Annotated in this window: 11 protein-coding genes; 5 read left to right on the top strand and 6 right to left on the bottom strand. The window is 40.6% G+C overall.

Going from position 1 to position 20,416, the window contains the following annotated elements; genetic code table 11:
* Positions 1–17: 17 nt before the first annotated feature.
* Together VF06_RS20790 and VF06_RS20785 are read left to right on the top strand one after the other, a co-directional pair.
* Positions 18–491 (top strand): TspO/MBR family protein, encoded by a 474-nt coding sequence (locus VF06_RS20790; protein ID WP_099069010.1) that lies wholly within the window; start codon positions 18–20, stop codon positions 489–491.
* Positions 492–581: 90 nt separating this feature from the next.
* Positions 582–1,055, top strand: a complete 474-nt coding sequence (locus VF06_RS20785) for a TspO/MBR family protein (RefSeq protein ID WP_099069011.1) — start codon at positions 582–584, stop codon at positions 1,053–1,055.
* Between the two features lie 301 nt (positions 1,056–1,356).
* On the opposite strand, the gene VF06_RS20780 is transcribed toward VF06_RS20785, so the two are convergent.
* The 5 genes from VF06_RS20780 to VF06_RS20755 form a co-directional block, all read right to left on the bottom strand.
* Positions 1,357–2,064 (bottom strand): M15 family metallopeptidase, encoded by a 708-nt coding sequence (locus VF06_RS20780; RefSeq protein WP_099069012.1) that lies wholly within the window; start codon positions 2,062–2,064, stop codon positions 1,357–1,359.
* A gap of 248 nt (positions 2,065–2,312) precedes the next feature.
* Positions 2,313–3,050 carry an FHA domain-containing protein gene (locus tag VF06_RS20775; RefSeq protein ID WP_099069013.1) on the bottom strand — a complete coding sequence of 246 codons (738 nt, stop codon included), beginning with the start codon at positions 3,048–3,050 and terminating at the stop codon, positions 2,313–2,315.
* Positions 3,051–3,981: 931 nt separating this feature from the next.
* Positions 3,982–5,571, bottom strand: a complete 1,590-nt coding sequence (locus VF06_RS20765) for a serine/threonine-protein kinase (RefSeq protein WP_099069014.1) — start codon at positions 5,569–5,571, stop codon at positions 3,982–3,984.
* 345 nt (positions 5,572–5,916) lie between these two features.
* Entirely contained in the window at positions 5,917–6,747 is an 831-nt protein-coding gene (locus tag VF06_RS20760; RefSeq protein ID WP_099069032.1) for a squalene/phytoene synthase family protein, read from the bottom strand.
* A gap of 1,236 nt (positions 6,748–7,983) precedes the next feature.
* Positions 7,984–9,513, bottom strand: coding sequence for an FAD-dependent oxidoreductase (locus tag VF06_RS20755; RefSeq protein ID WP_099069015.1), 1,530 nt, complete (start codon positions 9,511–9,513; stop codon positions 7,984–7,986).
* 650 nt (positions 9,514–10,163) lie between these two features.
* Between VF06_RS20755 and VF06_RS20750 the strand changes: the two genes are divergently transcribed.
* Positions 10,164–14,504 (top strand): hybrid sensor histidine kinase/response regulator, encoded by a 4,341-nt coding sequence (locus VF06_RS20750; protein ID WP_099069016.1) that lies wholly within the window; start codon positions 10,164–10,166, stop codon positions 14,502–14,504.
* Positions 14,505–14,862: 358 nt separating this feature from the next.
* On the opposite strand, the gene VF06_RS20745 is transcribed toward VF06_RS20750, so the two are convergent.
* Entirely contained in the window at positions 14,863–15,129 is a 267-nt protein-coding gene (locus VF06_RS20745; protein WP_099069017.1) for a DUF2934 domain-containing protein, read from the bottom strand.
* 604 nt (positions 15,130–15,733) lie between these two features.
* On the opposite strand from VF06_RS20745, the gene VF06_RS20740 reads away from it, so the two are divergent.
* On the top strand, positions 15,734–18,895 hold the full coding sequence (locus VF06_RS20740; protein ID WP_099069019.1) for a COR domain-containing protein: 3,162 nt from the start codon (positions 15,734–15,736) through the stop codon (positions 18,893–18,895).
* A gap of 269 nt (positions 18,896–19,164) precedes the next feature.
* Positions 19,165–20,292, top strand: a complete 1,128-nt coding sequence (locus tag VF06_RS20735; protein WP_099069020.1) for a succinylglutamate desuccinylase/aspartoacylase family protein — start codon at positions 19,165–19,167, stop codon at positions 20,290–20,292.
* Positions 20,293–20,416: the final 124 nt, after the last annotated feature.

Below are 20,416 nucleotides of genomic sequence, written 5' to 3'. Positions count from 1 at the left end.
TTTAAAGGATAAGGGGCATGATTAAATCTTGGATGGTAATTGGGGGTGTGGTTTTCTTGGTTGCCTTAGCGGCTAATGCGATTACACCAGGCGATCGCCAGTGGTTCAAGCGCTTACAACGACCGCGATGGCTAACTTTTGAGGGCGCAATTCCAATTATTTGGACTGTAATCTTTATTTGCGGTGCTTGGTCGGCTTATATTGTTTGGGAAAAAGACCCAGGCAGTACTTCAACTTGGTTAATCATGGGTTTATATTTGCTATTAGAAATTGTCACCATTGCCTATACCCCTGTAATGTTCAGGCTTCGTAGCCTCAAAATAGGCACAATTCTCGGCGGCACAGGTTTTCTCATTGGTGCTTTGTTGATGCTTGCTGTATTAAGTATTTCTGGTTGGGCAGCACTGTTACTAGTTCCTTATTTACTCTGGAGTCCCATCGGAACTTATACCACTTGGCAGATGGTTAATCTCAATCCGCAAGATGCCTAAGATTAGCACCAGCGAATGATTAAACCTATCCTCTAAATTGTCAAACTTGCAGTGTATGACTTGACAAAATACACAAAGCAAGAGTGCAGTATGATTTCGTCTTGGATAATTATTGGGGCTGTAACTTTTTTCGTCGCCCTTGGTAGTTTCTTCATCACACCCCGCGATGTTAAATGGTTTTCCCAGTTAAGTCGCCCTCGATGGCTAGTTTTTGAGCCACTAATTCCATTAATCTGGACTGTAATTTTTATTTGTGGTGCAATTTCAGCCAATATTGTCTGGCAAAAAAATCCAGGAGGCGTAATTACTTGGCTATTAATGGCTTTATACCTTTTGGTGGAAGTTATTACCGTCGCTTACATACCCTTAATGCTGAGGTTTCACAGTCTCAAAGTTGGAGAAATTCTCGGAATATTTGGTTTGATTTGTGCCGTTGTCCTTGGTATCTGCATTTTGCCAATTTCTCCACTAGCAGCGCTGTTACTGCTTCCTTATCTAATTTGGACTCCGATTGGGACTTACACCACAGAAGAGTTAAGGGAATTAAATCCCCAAGATGCTTGAAGAAGAATTCAGAATTCAGAATTCAGCAGTCAGAATCAGAAAGTGAGGGATAAGCGCTTATTATTCGCGCAGCCTCCGGCAGGAAAGATTTAGTGTGAGGTTTCACCTTTTATTCAGAGTATGAATTGACATTGTTTCGATATGACTAAACAACAAATCTTGACACGGCAGTCGCTCATGGGGGAAACCCCCAAGACCGAGCTGCCTTGCCTTTGCGCCTTTGCGTGAAACTAATTCATATTTTCAATCAGCAACACCCAAATTTAATTCTGAATTCTGAGTTCTGAGTTCTGAATTCTTTCTACACAAGACGCCCATAACGTGCGGTGACACGATTGACTGGATTCGATTGATTATTCAGCCAAGCCCACATTTGATCGCCATAGGAAAAATGCCACCATTCTTTAGGATTGCGTTGAAATCCGGCTTTTAACATGACATCTCGCAATAGCTGACGGCGAGTATGATATTTTTCTGCTTCTGGATGCTCGCTATTGGCATAATAATCGGGAAGCGATCGCCCTGACATTTCATCAATGGGCGAACCCATATTCACTATTTCCCCACTATCATCTACCAGCGTCACATCCACAGCAGCCCCGGTACTGTGAGGAGGAGGTGTTTTTTCATCAAAACTCGGTACAGCCCAAATTTCATAAACAGCCTGCCAAATTTCTTGGCTTTGGTTTGGTGATAACTCTACCCCAGTCAGTCCCCTTTCTTGTACTGCTTGCGCGAAGCTGTAATCTACCATAAACTGCTGGACTGCGATGGGACGATAGGCATCAAAAATTTGAATGCGCCACTGGGGATGCAACAATTCCAGATAATTTTGTGCTGCAATCAAATTTTCCACAACACTTTGACGGAGATAATAAGGAGAGCGATCGCCATAATTAGCACCTAACTTTTCATAAGGATGGGGAGATTCCACCGCAAACAATTCCAAAGGAATCGCTACTAACGGTTCGCCACACTCAAAAATCGGGATTTGATGATAAGGTCTCATCTAGTCAGCTACACAGAACTTACGGATTTTAACGCCAGCATAACATTGTGCGTAACGATTCTCTTCCTTCTCTGTGTCTTTGCGCCCACCGTACCCTTCTCTTCTCTACGAGACGCTACGCGAACGGTAAGCAAGCTACGCGCAGCGTCTCCCTTAGGAGAAGTTTTGATACCTGCGGCAGCTTCCGCCAACGGCGGAAGCCGCCGCTCAAACTTCTCTCTGCGTGCAATACCATTTTTGTCAATTTTTTAGCTGGGATTATAGGGTTTTTGTTTACTAAAAAGACGGTCTAAAATTTCTGATTTTTGTTCTGAACTGAAGTTTTCATACCAGTTATCAATCTTATCAACTAGTCCGGAATTTTTCAAAATCTCTAAACTATCATTTTGCTGTTCAATTAAAAGTTTTTGTCGATCGCCACGATAAGTCAGCATTTCTGGTTTGTTATCACTCTTACGATTCGTCAACTGCATCAATAACTCCATTGCTACAGTTGGTAGAACACAGCACTTATTTTGGATAAAAAAGCTTAAAGTCATGCTACCCAAACGAATGCGATCGCCATCTTTAAGTTTGATGGGTTCAACAGCAAGTCGCTCATTCACAAATGAGCCATTAGTACTATTAAAATCAATCAAGTAGAAGCCTTCCCCATCAATATATTGAATCGCAGCGTGGCGACGAGACATATAACTATCAGCAACACAAATCCCACTGCTGCGACCACGACCTATTGTCCAGATCCGTTGTGGTTGTCGTAAACTTTGGGTCTGATTGTCGCACAAATTAGTTATTAAATAAACGGCAGTAGTATCGACTATTCCGTTTACATAATATGCTTTCAACTTCTTCGACGATGGTTGATATAGGTTTTCTAGCTGAAGAATCTCCTCTAAAAGACCGCTGTGGTGTTCGTATATCTTGAGAAATACTTGATATAAGGTTAATCTCCGTTCTATTTCCGTTTGTGCAAAGTCAGCCATCATATATAAACCTTGTATAACCTGATTTCGGTTGTGAATATTCTGCTCCAGCCTACAATCAGGGATAATTGTTTTTTAAATTCAGCTACCATTTTAGAATTTCAATGGCTTAAGAAGGTTAAATTTGACAAATTTTATGTATGAAATTCCCTGTTGTTTACGGTCATAAAAATTATGGCTATCTTTAATAAAAAATTATGTGAGGGTTTATTTTTTATTGTAAATAATCCTTTGTTATTTTTAACAGATAAAAATGATAAAGATTTTATAAAGATTGCTGCCATAATTACGCAGTTTTACGTAGATTTTTATTTGAAAAAATTCTACGTAAAAATACGTTAAAAATATCATTTCTAGGTAGAACTTACAGCATATTCCATCTAAATGAGATATACAAGGGTGGTCAGGGTATCTCACAAGATTTAATGTGTCTTTTGTGTATTTTACTTGCTTGTAAACTGCTGTCAGCTCAATACGGTTTGGGGAAAGGGGAAAGGGAAAAGGGGAAAGGGGAAAGGGGAAAGGGGAAAGGGAAAAGGGGAAAGGGGAAAGGGGAAAGGGAAAAGGGGAAAGGGAAAAGGGGAAAGGGGAAAGGGAAAAGGGGAAAGGGAAAAGGGAAAAGGGAAAAGGGGAAAGGTTTCAAATACATCCTTTACCCTTTTCCCCTTAACCTTTTCCCAGACCACAAGGGAAGTTCATACTGCTTATCCGAACCGTATTGGCTGTAAGCTGTCAGGCATTTCAGTTGACTGTGAACCGTCAACGATAACAGGGAGTAGGGAATTGTAGTGAAGAGCCGTGACCCATTGGTGTCAACTTAAGCTCAAACGCTTGTGCTACAGCCGTTTTACCCTACCCTCAATCCCCTCTTTGCCTGCTTTGAGAAGGGTGGTGTGACACCGGATTAATAATCCTCAATTCCCAATCACCGAAATCACAATAAGCCTCGTTTTCCATTGGGGCGTACGGTCATCCAATTTGTTTTTGCTAGTGCTAACTGTTCATCAGAAATTTTGGCATTTGTGAGATTGGCACCACATAAATTAGCTCCTCGGAGATTGGCATTGGTGAGATAAGCATGACTCAGGTCTGCGCCTCGTAGATCTGCCCCTTCTAGATCTGTGTGGTTAAAGTATGCTTTGCTCAAATTGGCATCTTTGAGATTAGCTCTAGTGAGACTGGCTCTACCAAAGTCACTATTGTGGAGGTTAGCTCCCTGGAGATTGGTTTTTTGTAATTGAGCGGAATGAAAATTTGTTCCTGATAAATCAACACCTTGCAGGTTGAGCAAACTTAAGTTGTGTAGGGCAAAATCTCGTCTTCCTTTCATGTAAGCTGTTAGTAAACTTTGGGTATCTAACTTGCGCTCGACTTTAGAATTAGGAATTGGGGAAGCATTAGTACTGCTGCTAGGGAAAGTCATTGATTTGCCGATTCCAGCTGCTTCGGCTTTGGCTCGTCTAGCGCGAATTGCTGCTGCTACCTGTGCTACTCCTCCTGCACTAGTGACGGCCGCAGAAGGATTGCTACATAAAATAGCAGAATCTTCTATCCGGTTGTATGTTCGACCTTTAACTCCAGTATCGGGAGATTTAGTCAGTAATCCTTGTGCTAAGCTGTCTAAGTATGGTTCTATATCTAAAGCTCTGAGAACGTCTGCTGCTGACTGATAACGATTACGTACTGATACCTCTAACATTTTCCGCAATACGTTGGTCAAGTGGTCACTCACTTGTACAAGCTGTTCCCACATCATTTCACCAGTTGTGGGATTGTAATCTAAATCTTTAGGAGTTTTACTAGTTAGCAAATAAATACATGTCACCCCTAGTGCGTAAATATCACTGGCATAGACTGGACGCATGGCCATTTGTTCTGGAGGTGCAAAACCTGGAGTTCCAATAGCATATGCAGTCAAGGCCGTCTGTCCTGATTGATTTGCCGCAGCTTGGGTAACTTGATTTTTGACTGCGCCAAAGTCAATGAGTACCATTCTGGCATCTTGACTACGGCGAATTAAGTTAGCTGGCTTAATATCTCGGTGAATTACCTTTTGCTCGTGGATGTATTGCAGCAATGGCAAAACCTCACTCAAGAATTGCTTGACTCCAGTTTCGGTTAACACACCATTGAGTTTCACCTCTTCCTGTAAGGTATCACCACTGATATATTCTTGAATTAAGTAAAATTGTTCGTGTTCTTCAAAATAGTCGAGCAATCGTGGTACTTGGGGATGATTGCCAATCTTACCTAGAGTTTTGGCTTCTCGCTCAAAAAGTTCTCTGGCCATCTGTAAAACATGTGGCGAGTTGCCAGAGGGGCGTAGTTGTTTGATTACACAACTAGGTTCTCCTGGTAAGACTCGATCCTGGGCTAGAAAAGTTGCTCCAAAGCCACCTTGGCCTAATGGCTTGACTACCTGATAGCGATCGCGCAACAGTAGTCGTGAGCCACAAGACTGACACCTCTGACTATTTACCAAATTTTCCGGATTGCGACAGGTAGGATTTAAGCAGTAGCTCATGCACTGTCAACTCGCTGCACGAAGAATCATTGAGAGTTTTTTATACTCTCCTTTAATTATTGAGATCTCAATCAGCGCTTGCCAGGTAATTTTTGCTGGAAATCCTTTGAAGAGTTTCTAAAGTTTAGATAGGATTACGTACAGCGATCGCCAAAACCAAATAGTTTATTATACCTATATTTGCACATAATACTTGAATTACTTTATACTAATTTGTATTTGAGAATATCTCATTTTATTAAGAACCCGTCCTTAAGGGACGGGGACTATACGGGGCTTTAAACCCCTTGGGTTTTGGAGCCTAAAAGCTACTGTAAATCCACTCCATCAGCCCTGAAGAAACTACTAGCTAGCTTTCATGTTTACACCAATGAGCTGTTCGAGAAGTGCTAAAACATCACTGCGGCTGAGTTTTTCCTTACCATTGGCTAGGGCATCAAGGGTTCCATGTGCCAAAGTCAAGGGAATTTGGCAAAAGTCTAGGGCTGGGCCTGTGGGAAGATTTTTGGTGTAAGCTTCTGCCAAAGCGAGATTGCGCCGCGCATACTCTTGCATATTTGCAGCATTCCAACCTTCTGGAAAAAAGTCTACTCCGCGTCTGAGATCTTCAGTATGATTGCGTAAAATATTAACTGCTTGTAAACCCCGGCCAAACCCAACGGCTTGTGTACGATTTGTTTGTGTTCCATCGTACCAAGTCCATAAGTCTGAAAGTAATAATCCCACTGCACCTGCAACCCCAAAGGTATAACGGTCTAAATCAGATTCAGTGTCAATTTTCCAGTCCATTTCTACCCAATAAGCCATCCGGTCTGCCATTGCAGCAGTACCATCCCAAATTCGAGGTGCAATGGTTTCAGGCGCTAGTAGCGACCATTCTCGAATCCTGAGAGTAACTTCTTCTAAGGAACTTTCATATTCACTAGATCCTGCAAAAAAAGCGTCTAGTGGGAAGCCATCAACTCCAGCCTGTAGTGTTAAACTGATTGTACGTAAGAGTTTTGCCTTAGTAGGGTTGTCTAGTTCTTGATGATCTTCAATTTCATCAATAGCACGCATACACAAATATGCTGATGCTACTGCTTCTTGCAATCCTGGCGGTAAAAGACTAATTGGAATATAAAAAGTTCGACTAGTATCTTTGAGGATTTGCAGAGCATCTCTACGTAAATTCATGTTTTCACTCCCCGCTTGATTTTTACACCACATGAAGTTTGCAGTTTTTTGATGATACTGGATATAGTTTTGACTAAACTTTAAAAACTATAGACTATAAGATAGGCTAGTATTTCATTTGAAAATTAATAGTTTTTGGTGTTGCAATTAACGAAACTCTCAAATTTATCAAAGTCTAGTCTAGTATATAGGTTTTTGGTTACAAAAAAGGTTCAGGTGTGGGTGTATATAGCTATTATGAAGTTTTGAGGGTAAATATAAACAATCATCCTAAGCACTAAAAGATTAAGTGAGAATCGCTACAAAAGTTTTTTGTGTTTGTACACCTTTGATACGTCAACTTACTCCTTTATTTTTTTCAATTAGATATGCAGTAGCGTCACCATAAAAAAAACGAGTACTATGTTGTGGCATCAGGCTCAGCATTCTTTATCCTTCTAATTAATTAGTTTTATTTATAAATACTTACAAGCAATTGATAAATAAAACTGTATTTATTAATACAATTAATTTAGTATAAATAACTATTTTGCTTTACCACAGCTTGAGAGTATCAAGAGTATATGATATAGAAATTAATCCCACTCAAAACTGTTGACATCGCACTGTATCTTTTTTAAACAGCTATATTATTGAGTCGTAAATGATATAAGTAAACACAAATTGCTAGCGGTGAATGAACGATAAAATAAGACTATAAATTAAACAGACCAAAATTAATTACGCAAACTCAAATATACTGAATGTTTAATTGTTTACAAAAACAATTTTAATTAGCAAAATTGATGCCTAAAGGTTGAATTAAGCTAAATAGTGTTAATTTAACTTGGAAGTCATACAGGAGCGATCGCCAAAAAAATCGACTTTTTATACTCAAAGTTAGTGCGTATTTATGAGATAAGAATAAAAAAGTTACCCGAAACCCTGTAGAGACGTAGTATTGCTACGTCTCTACATTGATTGATTTTCGGATATGTCTATCGTGTCGAGTTCAAGACTGATTATTAGGACTGACACAAAGAAAAGTCAGAGTGCAGCTTCGCCAGACACGGAGATTTTTTTGACAAGTGATTAGGCGGACATGATATGAATATTCAATAGACTTCTTGCATAAGTAGGGAAAAGGGGAAGGGGAAAGGGGGAAAGGTTTGGTATTTTCCCTTTCCCCTTGAACCTTTTCCCTTTTCCCACAAGAGTCCAAAAAGCAATGAAAGCAAGAGGTCTAATGTGACCTTTTTATTTGTCTTCCACTGATGCCAACCCATTAATGGCTGGGCCATTAATTACTTTTCCATGAGTATCAAACCGCGAACCGTGACAGGGACAATCCCAGGTCTTTTCTGAGGAATTCCAGGCGACGATACAATTGAGGTGAGTACAGATTGCCGAATGTTCCTGTAGTTTACCGTTTTCGTCTCGATAAGCTGCAACTTTTGTCAAACCACGCCGCACCACCGCACCTGTACCGGCAGGGATTTTTTCTACAGAATCAACATCTCCTGGTGTCAACCAATTTAAATATTGGCTAGCAACGTTGAGATTTTCAGAGATGAAATCACTGACTGTGCCAAGTCTCACCCGTGACGGTTCGTAAAGCTGCGCCCAGGTATTTGTTCGTCCTAAAATCAAATCAGTTAACAATATACCTGCAATTGTACCGTGGGTCATGCCTATACCTGTATCACCAGTGACGATGTAAACGTTTTGTTCGTCAAAGGGGTTTTTGCCTATGTAAGCAATACCATCATCAGAATTCATCACCTGACCCGACCAACGATATAAAACCTCTTGTGCCATTGGAAAGCGTTCTTGCGCCCATATTTGGAGTCTGGCATAGCGGTCATTGGCATCGTTAGCTTGCCCGGTTTTGTGGTCTTCACCGCCAACTATTAATACATCATATTCAGAATCGAGTCGATCTAATCTTACGTAGTGGTAAGGATCGGGGGTATCCCAATAAAGGGCTTTGTAAACAGCATTACGAGGTACTTTCAGACCGATGACAAAAGTCATATATGCAGCTTGCTTAAAGTGCATAGTAGCTAAATTACTGATGGGTGAATTGGTTGCTACTACTACAGCTTCGGCTGTGACAATGTGACCATTGCTGGTTTCCACGCGGGCGGGTAAACCACCTTTGATTTTTTCTACATGAGTGTTGGTAAAAATTCTACCACCACGGCGTTCAATGGCTTTTGCCAGTCCAGCAAGATACTTGAGAGGGTCGAATTGTCCTTGTTGGGGAAAGCGTAGACATACTCCTGTATCAAAATCAGTTAATGGTGCTTTGTTGACTATTTCTACATTAGTGAGTCCCACTCGCTGTGCAGCTTCTAATTCCTGCTGAATTTCATCTGATGAATTGGGGTCTGGTGAAAATAAATAACCATCAAGCCGCTCAAAATCACAGTTAATATTTTCTTGGGTGGCGATCGCCTCTATAGTATTAATTGCTGTTGTATGACTTTCGGCTATCAGTTTTGCGCCTTCTTTACCGTGTATTTCCTCAAGTTCGTAGTAACGTTCGGTTAGCACATTTGATAGGTGTGCTGTTGTGCGTGCAGTTTGACCGCCACCAATTAGGCCATCATCCAGTACGATCACAGACTTACCTTGGCGGGCTAAAATATAAGCAGTTGACATGCCCGCAATCCCAGCACCCACGATGCACACATCTGCATAAGTATTTTCCGTAAGCGCTGGTTGTTGTGGAATTTTTGCGCTTGTCATCCAAATAGAAATAGTTTTACCAGAGTCGTTTTGCATTTTTTGTAGAGTCTCAGGTCTAATTTATCTGCCGGAAATGCCTTTATTAAACTCAGGCTGATCGGAAAATCAAAACTGAAAAATCACAAAAGATATGGTGATTTTTGCTGTTTTGCTTGTATTTATTTATATTTTTAATACTTGGTAGCGAAAATTAAATTAAAGTTTACATTCCAGCTGATTCTTCGGTAAGCTTAGACTATTTTTGATAAACATTGCATCTCCAGGATGACAGACAAAAAAATATACTTTATTGAAGATGCAAGTATGAAAAGAATATATATTTCTAGAAAAAAATTAAATTATTCTGTAATTTTCAGCCTCCATCTCATCCAGCCAAAAGTACGATGGGAAAGTGGGAAAATTGCAGGTAAAAATCACTGTGGACAACTCTAATGTCTGGAGTGATTGTAGAATTTGTAAATAGATGGGCAACAGCACTTTCAAAACGATGACTACTGATTGTCGTTATATAGCCTGATTTTTGAAGTACTTTGATTTGTGACTCTAAATTCTGCAACAAAAAATATGCATAGGGGTAGATGAAAAGTAACTAAAGGGGTAGCATAAAATACAATGGACATAAATGATTAGCCCGTAAGAAATACGGTAATTTATAACGCTAGATAGATGCGGTTAGAGAACACTCAATGTTAAAGATTAACCGCTTGCGGCTGCAAGATATCTTTAAATTTCCTGCAAGTTCATTTGTGGCAAAAATCGCAAGTGCGATAGCCGTTTTGGTTGGTATTTTGGTAATAGTTGGTTGGTGGCTGGGAATTAATGTTCTCAAGGGTGGTTTTCCTGGTAGTCCGGCGACAATGAAATTCAACACAGCGCTGTGCTTTATCTGGTCTGGAATGTCTCTGTGGCTGTTAATTACAGCAAGGAGAACAAGAACAACAGGGGAAAGAACAGTTAAAAATTACCTGTACTTCCCTAGTCTGTTAGTTGCCAAAGTTTGTGCAATAGCTGTGACCACAATTGCTGGACTCACACTTTGTCAATATCTCTTCGGCTGGAATTGTGGTATTGACGAGTTGGTATTTCGTGACTCGCCGACTAGTTTAACGACATCATATCCAGGGCGAATGGGGATGAACACCACAGTGAATTTTTTACTGGTTAGTGTCGCCTTACAGTTTCTGATTTATGGCAAAAATCACCGCAGTTATTGGTACGCCCAAATTCTGGCTTTGATAAGTACTTTGATTTCCTTTCAAGCGCTAATTGGGTATGCCTACAAAGTCAAAGTTCTTTATGGTATTGCCCCTTATACAACATCAATGGCATTACACACAGCGGTGTTGTTCAACATTCTAAGTGTAGGTATTTTGTGGGCGCGGCCAGAACAGGGGTTAATGAGAGTAGTTACAAGTGATAACTATGGCGGCTTACTTGCACGTAGGTTATTGGTTGCGGCGATCGCAGTACCTTTTATATTAGGGTGGGTGATTCTTGAAGGTCAACGGGCAGAAAAATACGACCCAGCTTTTGCAATATCAGTATTTGCCATTGCCTTGATTGTAATTTTTACGGTTTTGATTTGGCAAAGTGCAAGGGTTATTGAACACCTCAGCCATCAACGGGATATCTCCGATAGTCTACGTATACGTATCCAAGAAGCACTCAAAGCCTACGAAGATAAACTGGCAAGCTTTGTGGATGCTAACGTTATCGGCATAGTTTTTGCTGATATTTATGGCGGGATCTATCAGGCAAATGACGAATATTTGAGGATAACTAATTACACGCGGGAAGATTTGTTAGCAGGGAACTTAAGTTGGAGTCAAATCACACCTTTAGAACATCGACACTTAGACCAAGAAGGTATAGCTGAAGCTAAGAAAAACCCTAAAGGTGCTTGTACGCCATATCAGAAAGAATACCTCCGCAAAGATGGTAGCCGAATTCCGGTTTTAGTTGGTTACGTACTGTTGGGAGAAAAACGGGAAGAGTCAGTAGCGTTTATCCTTGATTTGAGCGAACGCAAGCAAGCAGAAGCAGAACAACAAAAATTTGTATCGTTAGTAGAAAATAGCTCTGATTTTATTGGTATTGCCACACTTGAGGGACAATTACTTTATATAAATGATGCCGGTCAAAAGTTGGTGGGGCTTGCAAGCTTAGAACAAGTCAAGCAAAAGACCGTGTTAGATTACGTCATGCCCGCAGACAAAAATCATTTTCAACAATGTATATTGCCCACTGTGCGATCGCAAGGCCGTTGGCAAGGAGAATTCCGCTTCCGACATCTACAAACAGGTGAAGCGATACCAGTTGATTGCAATATCTTCATTGTTACAGAGAATAACACCGGTCAACCAATTGCCCTGGCCACTGTAACTCGCGATATCAGCGAACAAAAACAAGCCAAGGAACAAATCTTAAAATTAAATAAGGATTTACAGCACCGCATCAGTGAATTACAAACTTTGCTAGAGGTAATTCCCATTGGTATCGGCATTGCTGAGGATCGAGAATGCCAAAATATCAAGGTCAACCCTGCTTTTGCTAAGCAGTTAGGCATATCGCCAAATACAAATGCTTCCCTCAGCGCTCCCTTGATTGAAAAACCGACTAACTTTAAAACTTACCGCCAAGGAAGGGAATTATTACCAGAAGAACTTCCCATGCAGTACTCTGCTGCTCATGGCGTGGAAGTTTTAGATTTTGAGGTAGATATAATACATGAAACCGGAAAAATAGTCAATCTTTTAGAGCATGTTGCACCTTTGTTTGACGAAGATGGAAAGACTAGAGGGTGCGTTGGGGCATTTTTGGATATTACAGAACGCAAGCAGGCAGAAGAAGTACTCCGCAATCAGCAAAAATGGCTGGAAGATGTGTTAAATCTGATGCCAAAACCGATGTTGTTTATTGAACCAGGAACAGCACGGGTAATTTTCGCCAATCGCTCTGCTAATGAATTAGCTGGAGGTGAATTTCCTAAAAACGTACCAGCCGCAGAATATCATACAGTCTACCACTACACTGATGCCGCAGGAAATCGCATTCCCAACGAGCAAATGCCCGGAGTGCGGGTAGCCCTTGGGGAACGTCTCGATGGCTTGGAGGTGGACTGGCATACTAGCTCTGGTGTCCGCTCTTTATTGATATTTGCCGATACCTTACCAGCGATGCACGGTCATCCAGCTATCTGTGTTTTAGTGTTCCAAGATATTAGCAACCTCAAGCAGGCAGAAAAAGCGCTTTCCTTGAGTTACCAAAGGTTAAAGTTGCTTTTTGACACAGCCAACGACTTGCTCTCAAGCCAGCAACCAGTGGTATTAATTGATAGTGTTTTCCGAAAACTAAAAGAGCAAATTGGTTTAGATGTTTACTTCAACTATTTGATTGAGGATGACTCTCAAGGAATGCGGTTGGAATCTTACGCCGGCATTCCCCCAGAAGTAGCCAAGGAAATTGAGTGGTTGGCATTTGGCGAAGCAGTTTGTGGTACTGTAGCCCAGCAACGCTTCCCAATACCAATAGAGAATGTGCAGCAATCAACAGACCCGAAAACAGAATTAATTCGTTCTTTAGGCATCACTGCTTATTACTGTTACCCTTTGATAGCACAGGGAAGGCTGTTTGGTACTCTTTCCTTTGGTAGTCGGACTCGGCTGAGTTTCACCGAGAATCAAAAGGGAATGATGCAGGCAGTTTGCGACCAAATAGCGATCGCAATGGAGAGAGCCAGTTTAATTGCATCTTTGCAGCAGCAAACAGAGCAGTTACAACAAGCGAATCGCATGAAAGATGAGTTTCTGGGCATATTATCCCACGAATTGCGATCGCCCCTCAATGCCATCCTTGGTTGGGCACAACTATTGCAACGCAGCAAGCTCAGCGAAGGCCAAATTGCTAAAGGTATGGAAACAATTGAGCGCAACGCTAAAGCCCAAACCCAGCTAATTGAAGACTTGCTAGATATATCGCGGATGAATAGAGGCAAATTACGCCTCAATGTCCGTACTTGTAATTTGGTGTCCGTAATTGAGTCCAGCCTAGATACCGTTAGCTTAGCCGCCCAATCTAAGGAAATCAATTTGCAATTTTCCGTTGTTTCTTCCTTAGAAACCCCATCAAAACAAATAGATAATCAACATTTAAACTGCAAATTCCAAGCCGAAGATTCAGGATTCTTAGTTTCAGGTGATTTTGACCGCTTGCAACAAATTATCTGGAATTTGCTATCCAACGCTATTAAATTCACATCCCCAGGCGGACGGGTAGAGGTGCGATTGTCTGTAGTCAATGACATTAAATGTCCAGGGCAAACCCCCGGCTTACAACAGACAACCGACAAATACGCCCAAATTCAAGTAATTGATACAGGAATTGGCATTAGTGCAGATTTTCTGCCTTACGTCTTTGAACGTTTTCGTCAAGCCGATAGTTCTAGCACCAGAACCTATGGAGGATTAGGACTGGGACTAGCCATCGTGCGTCACTTGGTAGAATTGCACGGTGGTAGCATCCACGCTCATAGCCCCGGCGAACAACAAGGTGCAACATTTACAATCAAGCTACCACTCCTCAAGAGTCAGCCCCTCAACCCCTCAATTCCTCCACCACTTTATCCCCGTGCTGCTGTTTCCCCCTCCCTCCTTGGCGTGCGGGTACTGGTTGTAGATGACCAACTTGATACCCGTGAATTTGTTACCATAGTACTGGAACAGTGTCAAGCAGAAGTTCGAGCAGTAGCATCAGTTCAAGAAGCATTGCAAATAATTCAAGAGTGGAAACCAGATGTATTAGTTAGCGACATTGGTATGCCCCAAGAAGATGGTTACTCATTGATTCGCAAACTGCGATCGCAATCTCCAGAACTAGGAAGAAATATTCCCGCCGCCGCATTGACAGCTTATGCAAGAGCTGAGGACAGAATGCGAGCCATTCAAGAAGGTTATCAGCTACATTTGCCGAAACCAGTTGAGCCGGCTGAATTAGCGACAGTAGTGGCTAGTTTGGTTGGAAGGACTTGAGAAATCAGAATTTAGAATTCAGAATTCAGAATTCAGGAGCAAAGCCACAAATTGGTTTGTAGAGACGTAGCAATGCTACGTCTCTACATCGGGTGGAATGACGAAAAATCAATGAGGGGTGTCAGATTAATTCACCAAAATATTGATACATATACAGTAACCTGTAGGGGCGAACGGCTGTACGCCCTTACCCTTGTATTTGTATCATTGATAAAGTGAAATGGTGTCAGACCTAATTCGCCAGCTGTATCTTGCCAAGGGGAGGGGGTGGGGTAAAACAATTGTGGGGCAAGAGTTTGAGCTTAAGTTGACCGGTCAACAGTCAACACCAATATTTTTCACAACTCAAATAGGATTGCTATATCAACTCCTTTTCAGCTTGTAGCCAATGTTCAACAGACTTATCATCTGGATAGCCGCTTTGTTGCCAGATTTCATAAGCTCTAAAACGGATTTTATTTTCATCTGGGCGATTACTAATAAAATCTTTGCAAGAATTAGTAGTGAAATTATAGGGAGCTTGTCCAAAAAAATTCTGACGACCGAGAATTTCGCGTGTAAAACGGTAACAATTTTGTTTGATTGGGCAATTTTCTCCAGGACACAGAGTCATGTCGTAAGGCATATATAGTAATCCTCTTTGATTTATTAAATTTACGTGTAGCGTGTTGGAGACATCGCTGTTTTAAGGCTAGTTGCGATGGCAAATCTAATATAAGCGGCTCTATATCTAACTGGGAGCATTGGTTTCTGTAAATATACAAAGCAGTAAAACTACTAGCGATCGCATCTTCAACAACAGGCGATGCTTGCGGCGGACTGCGCCAACGCTTTTTTTGCTCGACGGTTTGTATAAAAAGGTGCAACTTCGAGGATAAAAGGTGCAACGTCGAGGATAAAAGGYGCAACGTCGAGGATAAAAGGTGCAACGTCGAGGATAAAAGGTGCAACGTCGAGGATAAAAGGTGCAACGTCGAGGATAAAAGGTGCAACGTCGAGGATAAAAGGTGCAACGTCGAGGATAAAAGGTGCAACGTCGAGGATAAAAGGTGCAATGATGAGGTTTTGAGGTTGAGTTTAGACACGCAGGAGTCGGCGATATTTACAACGGGCTATGCTTACGCGCTAATGCAATCCTTGATACAGGCTACATTATTAATTAGCTCAATTTCTCTGCTGCGCGTCCAAGCAGAAACTTGTCGTCAGGCATCATCTTTCTAAAACCCCAAATGACTAACGAAGAACTGCTGCAAATTATTGAACAAGCTGCCAAAGACAAGGTGACAGAATTAGATCTTTCTGGCAAATATTTAATAACACTACCAGCAGAGATTGGTCAACTTATCAATCTTAGCGAGCTTGACCTGAGATCCAATTTACTGACAACGCTACCAGCAGAGATTGGTCAACTCTCTAACCTCAGCAAACTTTTTCTCAGCAACAATCAACTGACAACGCTACCAGCAGAAATTGGTCAACTCTCCAAACTCAACAAACTTTTTCTCAGCAACAATAAATTGACGATGCTGCCAGCAGAGATTGGTCAACTCTCTAATCTCAGCGTACTTGACCTGAGATCCAACCAACTAACAACGCTACCAGCAAAAATTGGTCTACTCTCCAACTTCAGTGTGCTTTATCTAAGTAAGAATCAACTGACAAAGCTGCCAGCAGAGATTGGTCAACTCTCCAACCTCAGCAAACTTGACTTGAGATCCAATCAGCTAACAAAGCTGCCAGCAGAGATTGGTCTACTCTCCAATCTATGCGTGCTTGACTTGAGTTCCAATCAATTGACAACACTACCAGCAAATATTGGTCAACTCTCCAAACTTAGCGAGTTTGACCTGAGATCCAATCTACTGACAACACTACCAGCAAATATTGGTAAACTCTCCAAACTCAACAAACTTTTTCTCAGCAACAATGAACTGACGACGCTGCCAACAAACATTGGTCAACTTACCAAGCTGAATGTGCTTTTGCTCGACTCTAATCAATTGACAACTCTGCTAGCAGAGATTGGTCTACTCTTCAACCTCACCACGCTTGACCTGAGATCCAATCAACTGAAGAACCTGCCAGCAGAGATTGGCCTACTCTCCAAACTCAGCGAGTTTGATTTGAGATCCAATCAACTGACGAACCTGCCAGCAGAGATTGGTCTACTCTCCAACCTCAGCAAGCTTTTCCTCAGCAATAATCAACTAACGACACTGCCAGCAGAGATTTTTCAACTCTCTAAGTTTAGGGAGCTTTTGCTCAACTCCAATCAACTGAAGACGCTGCCAGCAGAGATTGGTCTACTTAGCAATCTCAGTGTGCTTGACCTCAGCAACAATCAACTGAAGACGCTGCCACCAGAAATTAGTCAACTCTCCAACCTCGACATACTTGAACTTAGCAACAATAATCTAGAATCACTACCACCAGAAATCGAAAGTAAAGGATTGAAAGCAATACTGAACTTTTACCGTCAGCAACAAGAAACCGATCGCCTTTACGAAGCTAAATTACTCATTGTCGGAGAAGCTGGTGCAGGTAAAACTACACTAGCCAAAAAAATTCCTAACCAAAAATATAGATTACAACAAGATGAAAATACCACAGAAGGCATTGATGTTATTCAATGGAAATTCTTGCTTGATAATAATAGAGAATTTCAGGTCAACATTTGGGACTTTGGTGGTCAAGAAATTTACCATGCTACTCACCAATTTTTTCTTACAAAACGCTCTCTTTATGCTGTAGTTGCTGATACTCGCAAAGAAGACACAGATTTTTATTACTGGTTAAATGTCGTTGAATTACTGAGCGATAATAGTCCTTTACTAATTGTAAAAAATGAAAAACAAGACCGCAAACGGGAAGTAAACGAGCGGGAGTTGCGACGCGATTTTAAAAATTTTCAAAAAACACTTACTACAAACCTTGCCACCAATCGCGGTCTGCCAGAAATATTAAAAGAAATTAAACATTATATTAGTAACCTACCCCATGTAGGAACAGAACTACCGAAAACCTGGGTTAAAGTACGGGAAGCTTTAGAACGAGATTCCCGCGAATATATTAGCTTGGAAGAATATCTGAAAATCTGTCAAGAATATGGTTTTACTAAACGGGAAGATAAACTCCAACTCAGTGACTATTTACATGATTTAGGTGTATGTCTTCACTTCCAAGATGATGACTTATTAAGAAAAACTGTGATCCTCAAACCTACTTGGGGTACAGATGCCGTTTACAAAGTGTTAGATAATCCACAAGTCATTCAAAACATGGGTCAATTTAACCGCAGTGATTTAGCCAATATTTGGGATGAAGAAAAATATACTGATATGCAGGCAGAACTCTTGCGGTTAATGATGAAATTTAAATTGTGTTATGAAATACCTAATCGTCTTAATAATTATATTGCACCTCAATTACTCTCTGTCAATCAACCTGATTTCAGTTGGAATGAATCTAATAACTTAATTTTGCGGTATAAATATGACTTCATGCCAAAAGGAATTATTACCCGATTTATCGTCGAAATGCATTCTATAATCGAACAACAAACCCTCGTTTGGAAAACAGGTATTGTTCTTACTAAAGACCAAACCCGTGCCGAAGTGATTGAATATTACTATCAACGAGAAATTAAAATTCGCGTAGCAGGAAAACGCAAGAAAGAATTGCTAGCAGTGATTATTCATGAACTAGAAAAAATCCATAAATCTTACGAACGTCTGCAATATCAAACACTTGTTCCTTGTAACTGTGAAAGCTGTAATGATAGTCAAACGCCTCATTTTTATAGCCGAGATGTATTGTACAAATCTCTGGAAGCGCAGAATTACAAAATTCAATGTCAAAATAGCTTTCGTATGGTAGATATCCAAAGACTTATTGATGATGTTCTATCCACTTCCCACAACCCCCAAATTCCTATGTCCGAACCTATAACTAGAAATCAAGTTTTCATTAGCTATAGTCATCAAGATCAACAGTGGCTTACCAAACTTCAAAAACACCTCAAACCAATGATTCGTAACCAAACTTTTGTTGTCTGGGACGATACTAAAATTTGTCCTGGTGCAAAGTGGCGCGAAGAAATTGAAAAAGCTTTAGCAGCAGCAAAAGTGGCAGTATTGTTAGTTAGTCCCGATTTTTTAGCATCAGATTTTATTGCCGATAATGAGTTACCGCCATTATTAGATGCGGCTGAAGCTGAAGGGCTTACTATTATTTGGATACCTTTGACTTATAGCGGCTATGAAGAAACAGAAATTGAAAAGTATCAATCAGCGCACCCTCCCAATCAACCTTTAAACAGCCTGAACTCTGGACAGGAGGATCGAGCTTGGGTGAATATCTGTAAGAAGATTAAAACCGCAATTCTTGAATGAAAAATAGATACTGAATTATTTTATAGCAATCCGATTTAATTTCTGAACTTATATCATATCCGCATAATTAGTCATGATTCCCACAGCCATTGCACCCCACCCCTTAATCCCCTCCCCGAACTTCGGGGAGGGGAGACAAAGCGTAGCTTTGGCTCTTTGGGGTTTTTCAGGTTTAATAAGTAATCAAGCGGACATGATATTACTCGTGTAAGGAACAGGGAATAAAAACTGTACTGAGTTTTTTTCACCCAATCAAATAGGAGTCCTATATGTTTCCAGTTATTGAAACTATTCCTTTACGTCAAATGGCTTCGGGCGATCGCCTTTTTTTACAACTATACAAATTCATCGGCGCTCAACCAGGTAAAAAGGTTTACATCCAATCTAATTTGCACGGTGCAGAAATCGCTGGTAATGCTGTGATACAGCAGCTAATTGAGTTTTTATTAACAATAAATGATACACATTTAACTGGAGAAATTTGGCTTGTTCCCGTTTGTAATCCAATGGGTACAAACGAACGCGCTCAACATTTTTCTCCTGGGCGTTACTGCGTTTACGAAGCTAAAGACTGGAATCGCATATTTTGGGATTACGAGAAAGAAGCTGATGATTTAGTAGCTTTTACTAAATCTCAACTTCATAATGATCTAGAGGTCGTTCGACAAAATTATCTAACTATAATTAAGCAACAATTCGCAAAAAATTTAGAAAAAATTAATTCTTTTAGTTCTGTGGCCTATACTGAGCTTTTTCGCTACAAATTACAAAGTATCAGTTTAGACGCAGATTATTTAATTGATTTGCATAGCTCTAATAATCAGGGTTTAGACTACATTTATTACTTCCGAAATCGCGAAGAAAGTGCTAAATACTTCCTACTTGATTTGGGAATTTTACTCGATAAATATGATGGTGATGCTTTTGATGAAGCGTTTATCAAACCTTGGCTAGCACTGGAAGCTTGTTTTCAAGATTTGGGTAGAGAAATTAAATTTGATATCGAAGCTTGGACGCTAGAATTGGGAGCAGGAATGCAAATGAACCTTGATTCAGTTGCTAAAGGTGTACGGGGTGTAAAAAATTATTTAGCACAAAAAGGTGTATTAAAAATTCCCAATTTTTCATCTGATACTAAAACTCAGGATATGAATTTTGTATCTAGTGGCAACAGGAAAAAATATTATGCGATCGCTGGTGGTATGATTCAATCAAGAATCCAATTAGGTAGTACTGTTAAAGCGGGAGAAAAGCTCTATAAAATTCTCAGTTTTAATAAAGAAAGTCAGCTACCGACTTTGATTGATGTCTGTGCCGAACAAGATGGATTAGTTTATGATGTTGCAACTAATCAAGCTGTGAATCAAGGTGAATTTGTATTAGGTGTTATTAGTTAGCTATTCAGTTCCCAATTAAAACTAGGACTTACGCAAGAACTCTCTCAAACTCTTATACCTTCGTGCCCTTCTCTGACGAGACGCTGCGCGAATGCGTCCTTTGCGGTTAATTTCTTCATACTTT

This window comes from Nostoc linckia z4, from assembly GCF_002608075.1.
Lineage (GTDB): Bacteria > Cyanobacteriota > Cyanobacteriia > Cyanobacteriales > Nostocaceae > Nostoc > Nostoc linckia.
The sequence above is the reverse complement of the archived record's forward strand: the minus strand, read 5'-3'. Positions and strand labels throughout refer to the sequence as shown.

Coding starts and splice junctions, on each gene's coding strand:
- VF06_RS20745 (WP_099069017.1), bottom strand. CDS start 15,129: ATGCCTTACGACATGACTCTGTGTCCTGGAGAAAATTGCCCAATCAAA.
- VF06_RS20750 (WP_099069016.1), top strand. CDS start 10,164: ATGTTAAAGATTAACCGCTTGCGGCTGCAAGATATCTTTAAATTTCCT.
- VF06_RS20775 (WP_099069013.1), bottom strand. CDS start 3,050: ATGATGGCTGACTTTGCACAAACGGAAATAGAACGGAGATTAACCTTA.
- VF06_RS20765 (WP_099069014.1), bottom strand. CDS start 5,571: ATGAGCTACTGCTTAAATCCTACCTGTCGCAATCCGGAAAATTTGGTA.
- VF06_RS20740 (WP_099069019.1), top strand. CDS start 15,734: ATGACTAACGAAGAACTGCTGCAAATTATTGAACAAGCTGCCAAAGAC.
- VF06_RS20780 (WP_099069012.1), bottom strand. CDS start 2,064: ATGAGACCTTATCATCAAATCCCGATTTTTGAGTGTGGCGAACCGTTA.
- VF06_RS20755 (WP_099069015.1), bottom strand. CDS start 9,513: ATGCAAAACGACTCTGGTAAAACTATTTCTATTTGGATGACAAGCGCA.
- VF06_RS20785 (WP_099069011.1), top strand. CDS start 582: ATGATTTCGTCTTGGATAATTATTGGGGCTGTAACTTTTTTCGTCGCC.
- VF06_RS20760 (WP_099069032.1), bottom strand. CDS start 6,747: ATGAATTTACGTAGAGATGCTCTGCAAATCCTCAAAGATACTAGTCGA.
- VF06_RS20735 (WP_099069020.1), top strand. CDS start 19,165: ATGTTTCCAGTTATTGAAACTATTCCTTTACGTCAAATGGCTTCGGGC.
- VF06_RS20790 (WP_099069010.1), top strand. CDS start 18: ATGATTAAATCTTGGATGGTAATTGGGGGTGTGGTTTTCTTGGTTGCC.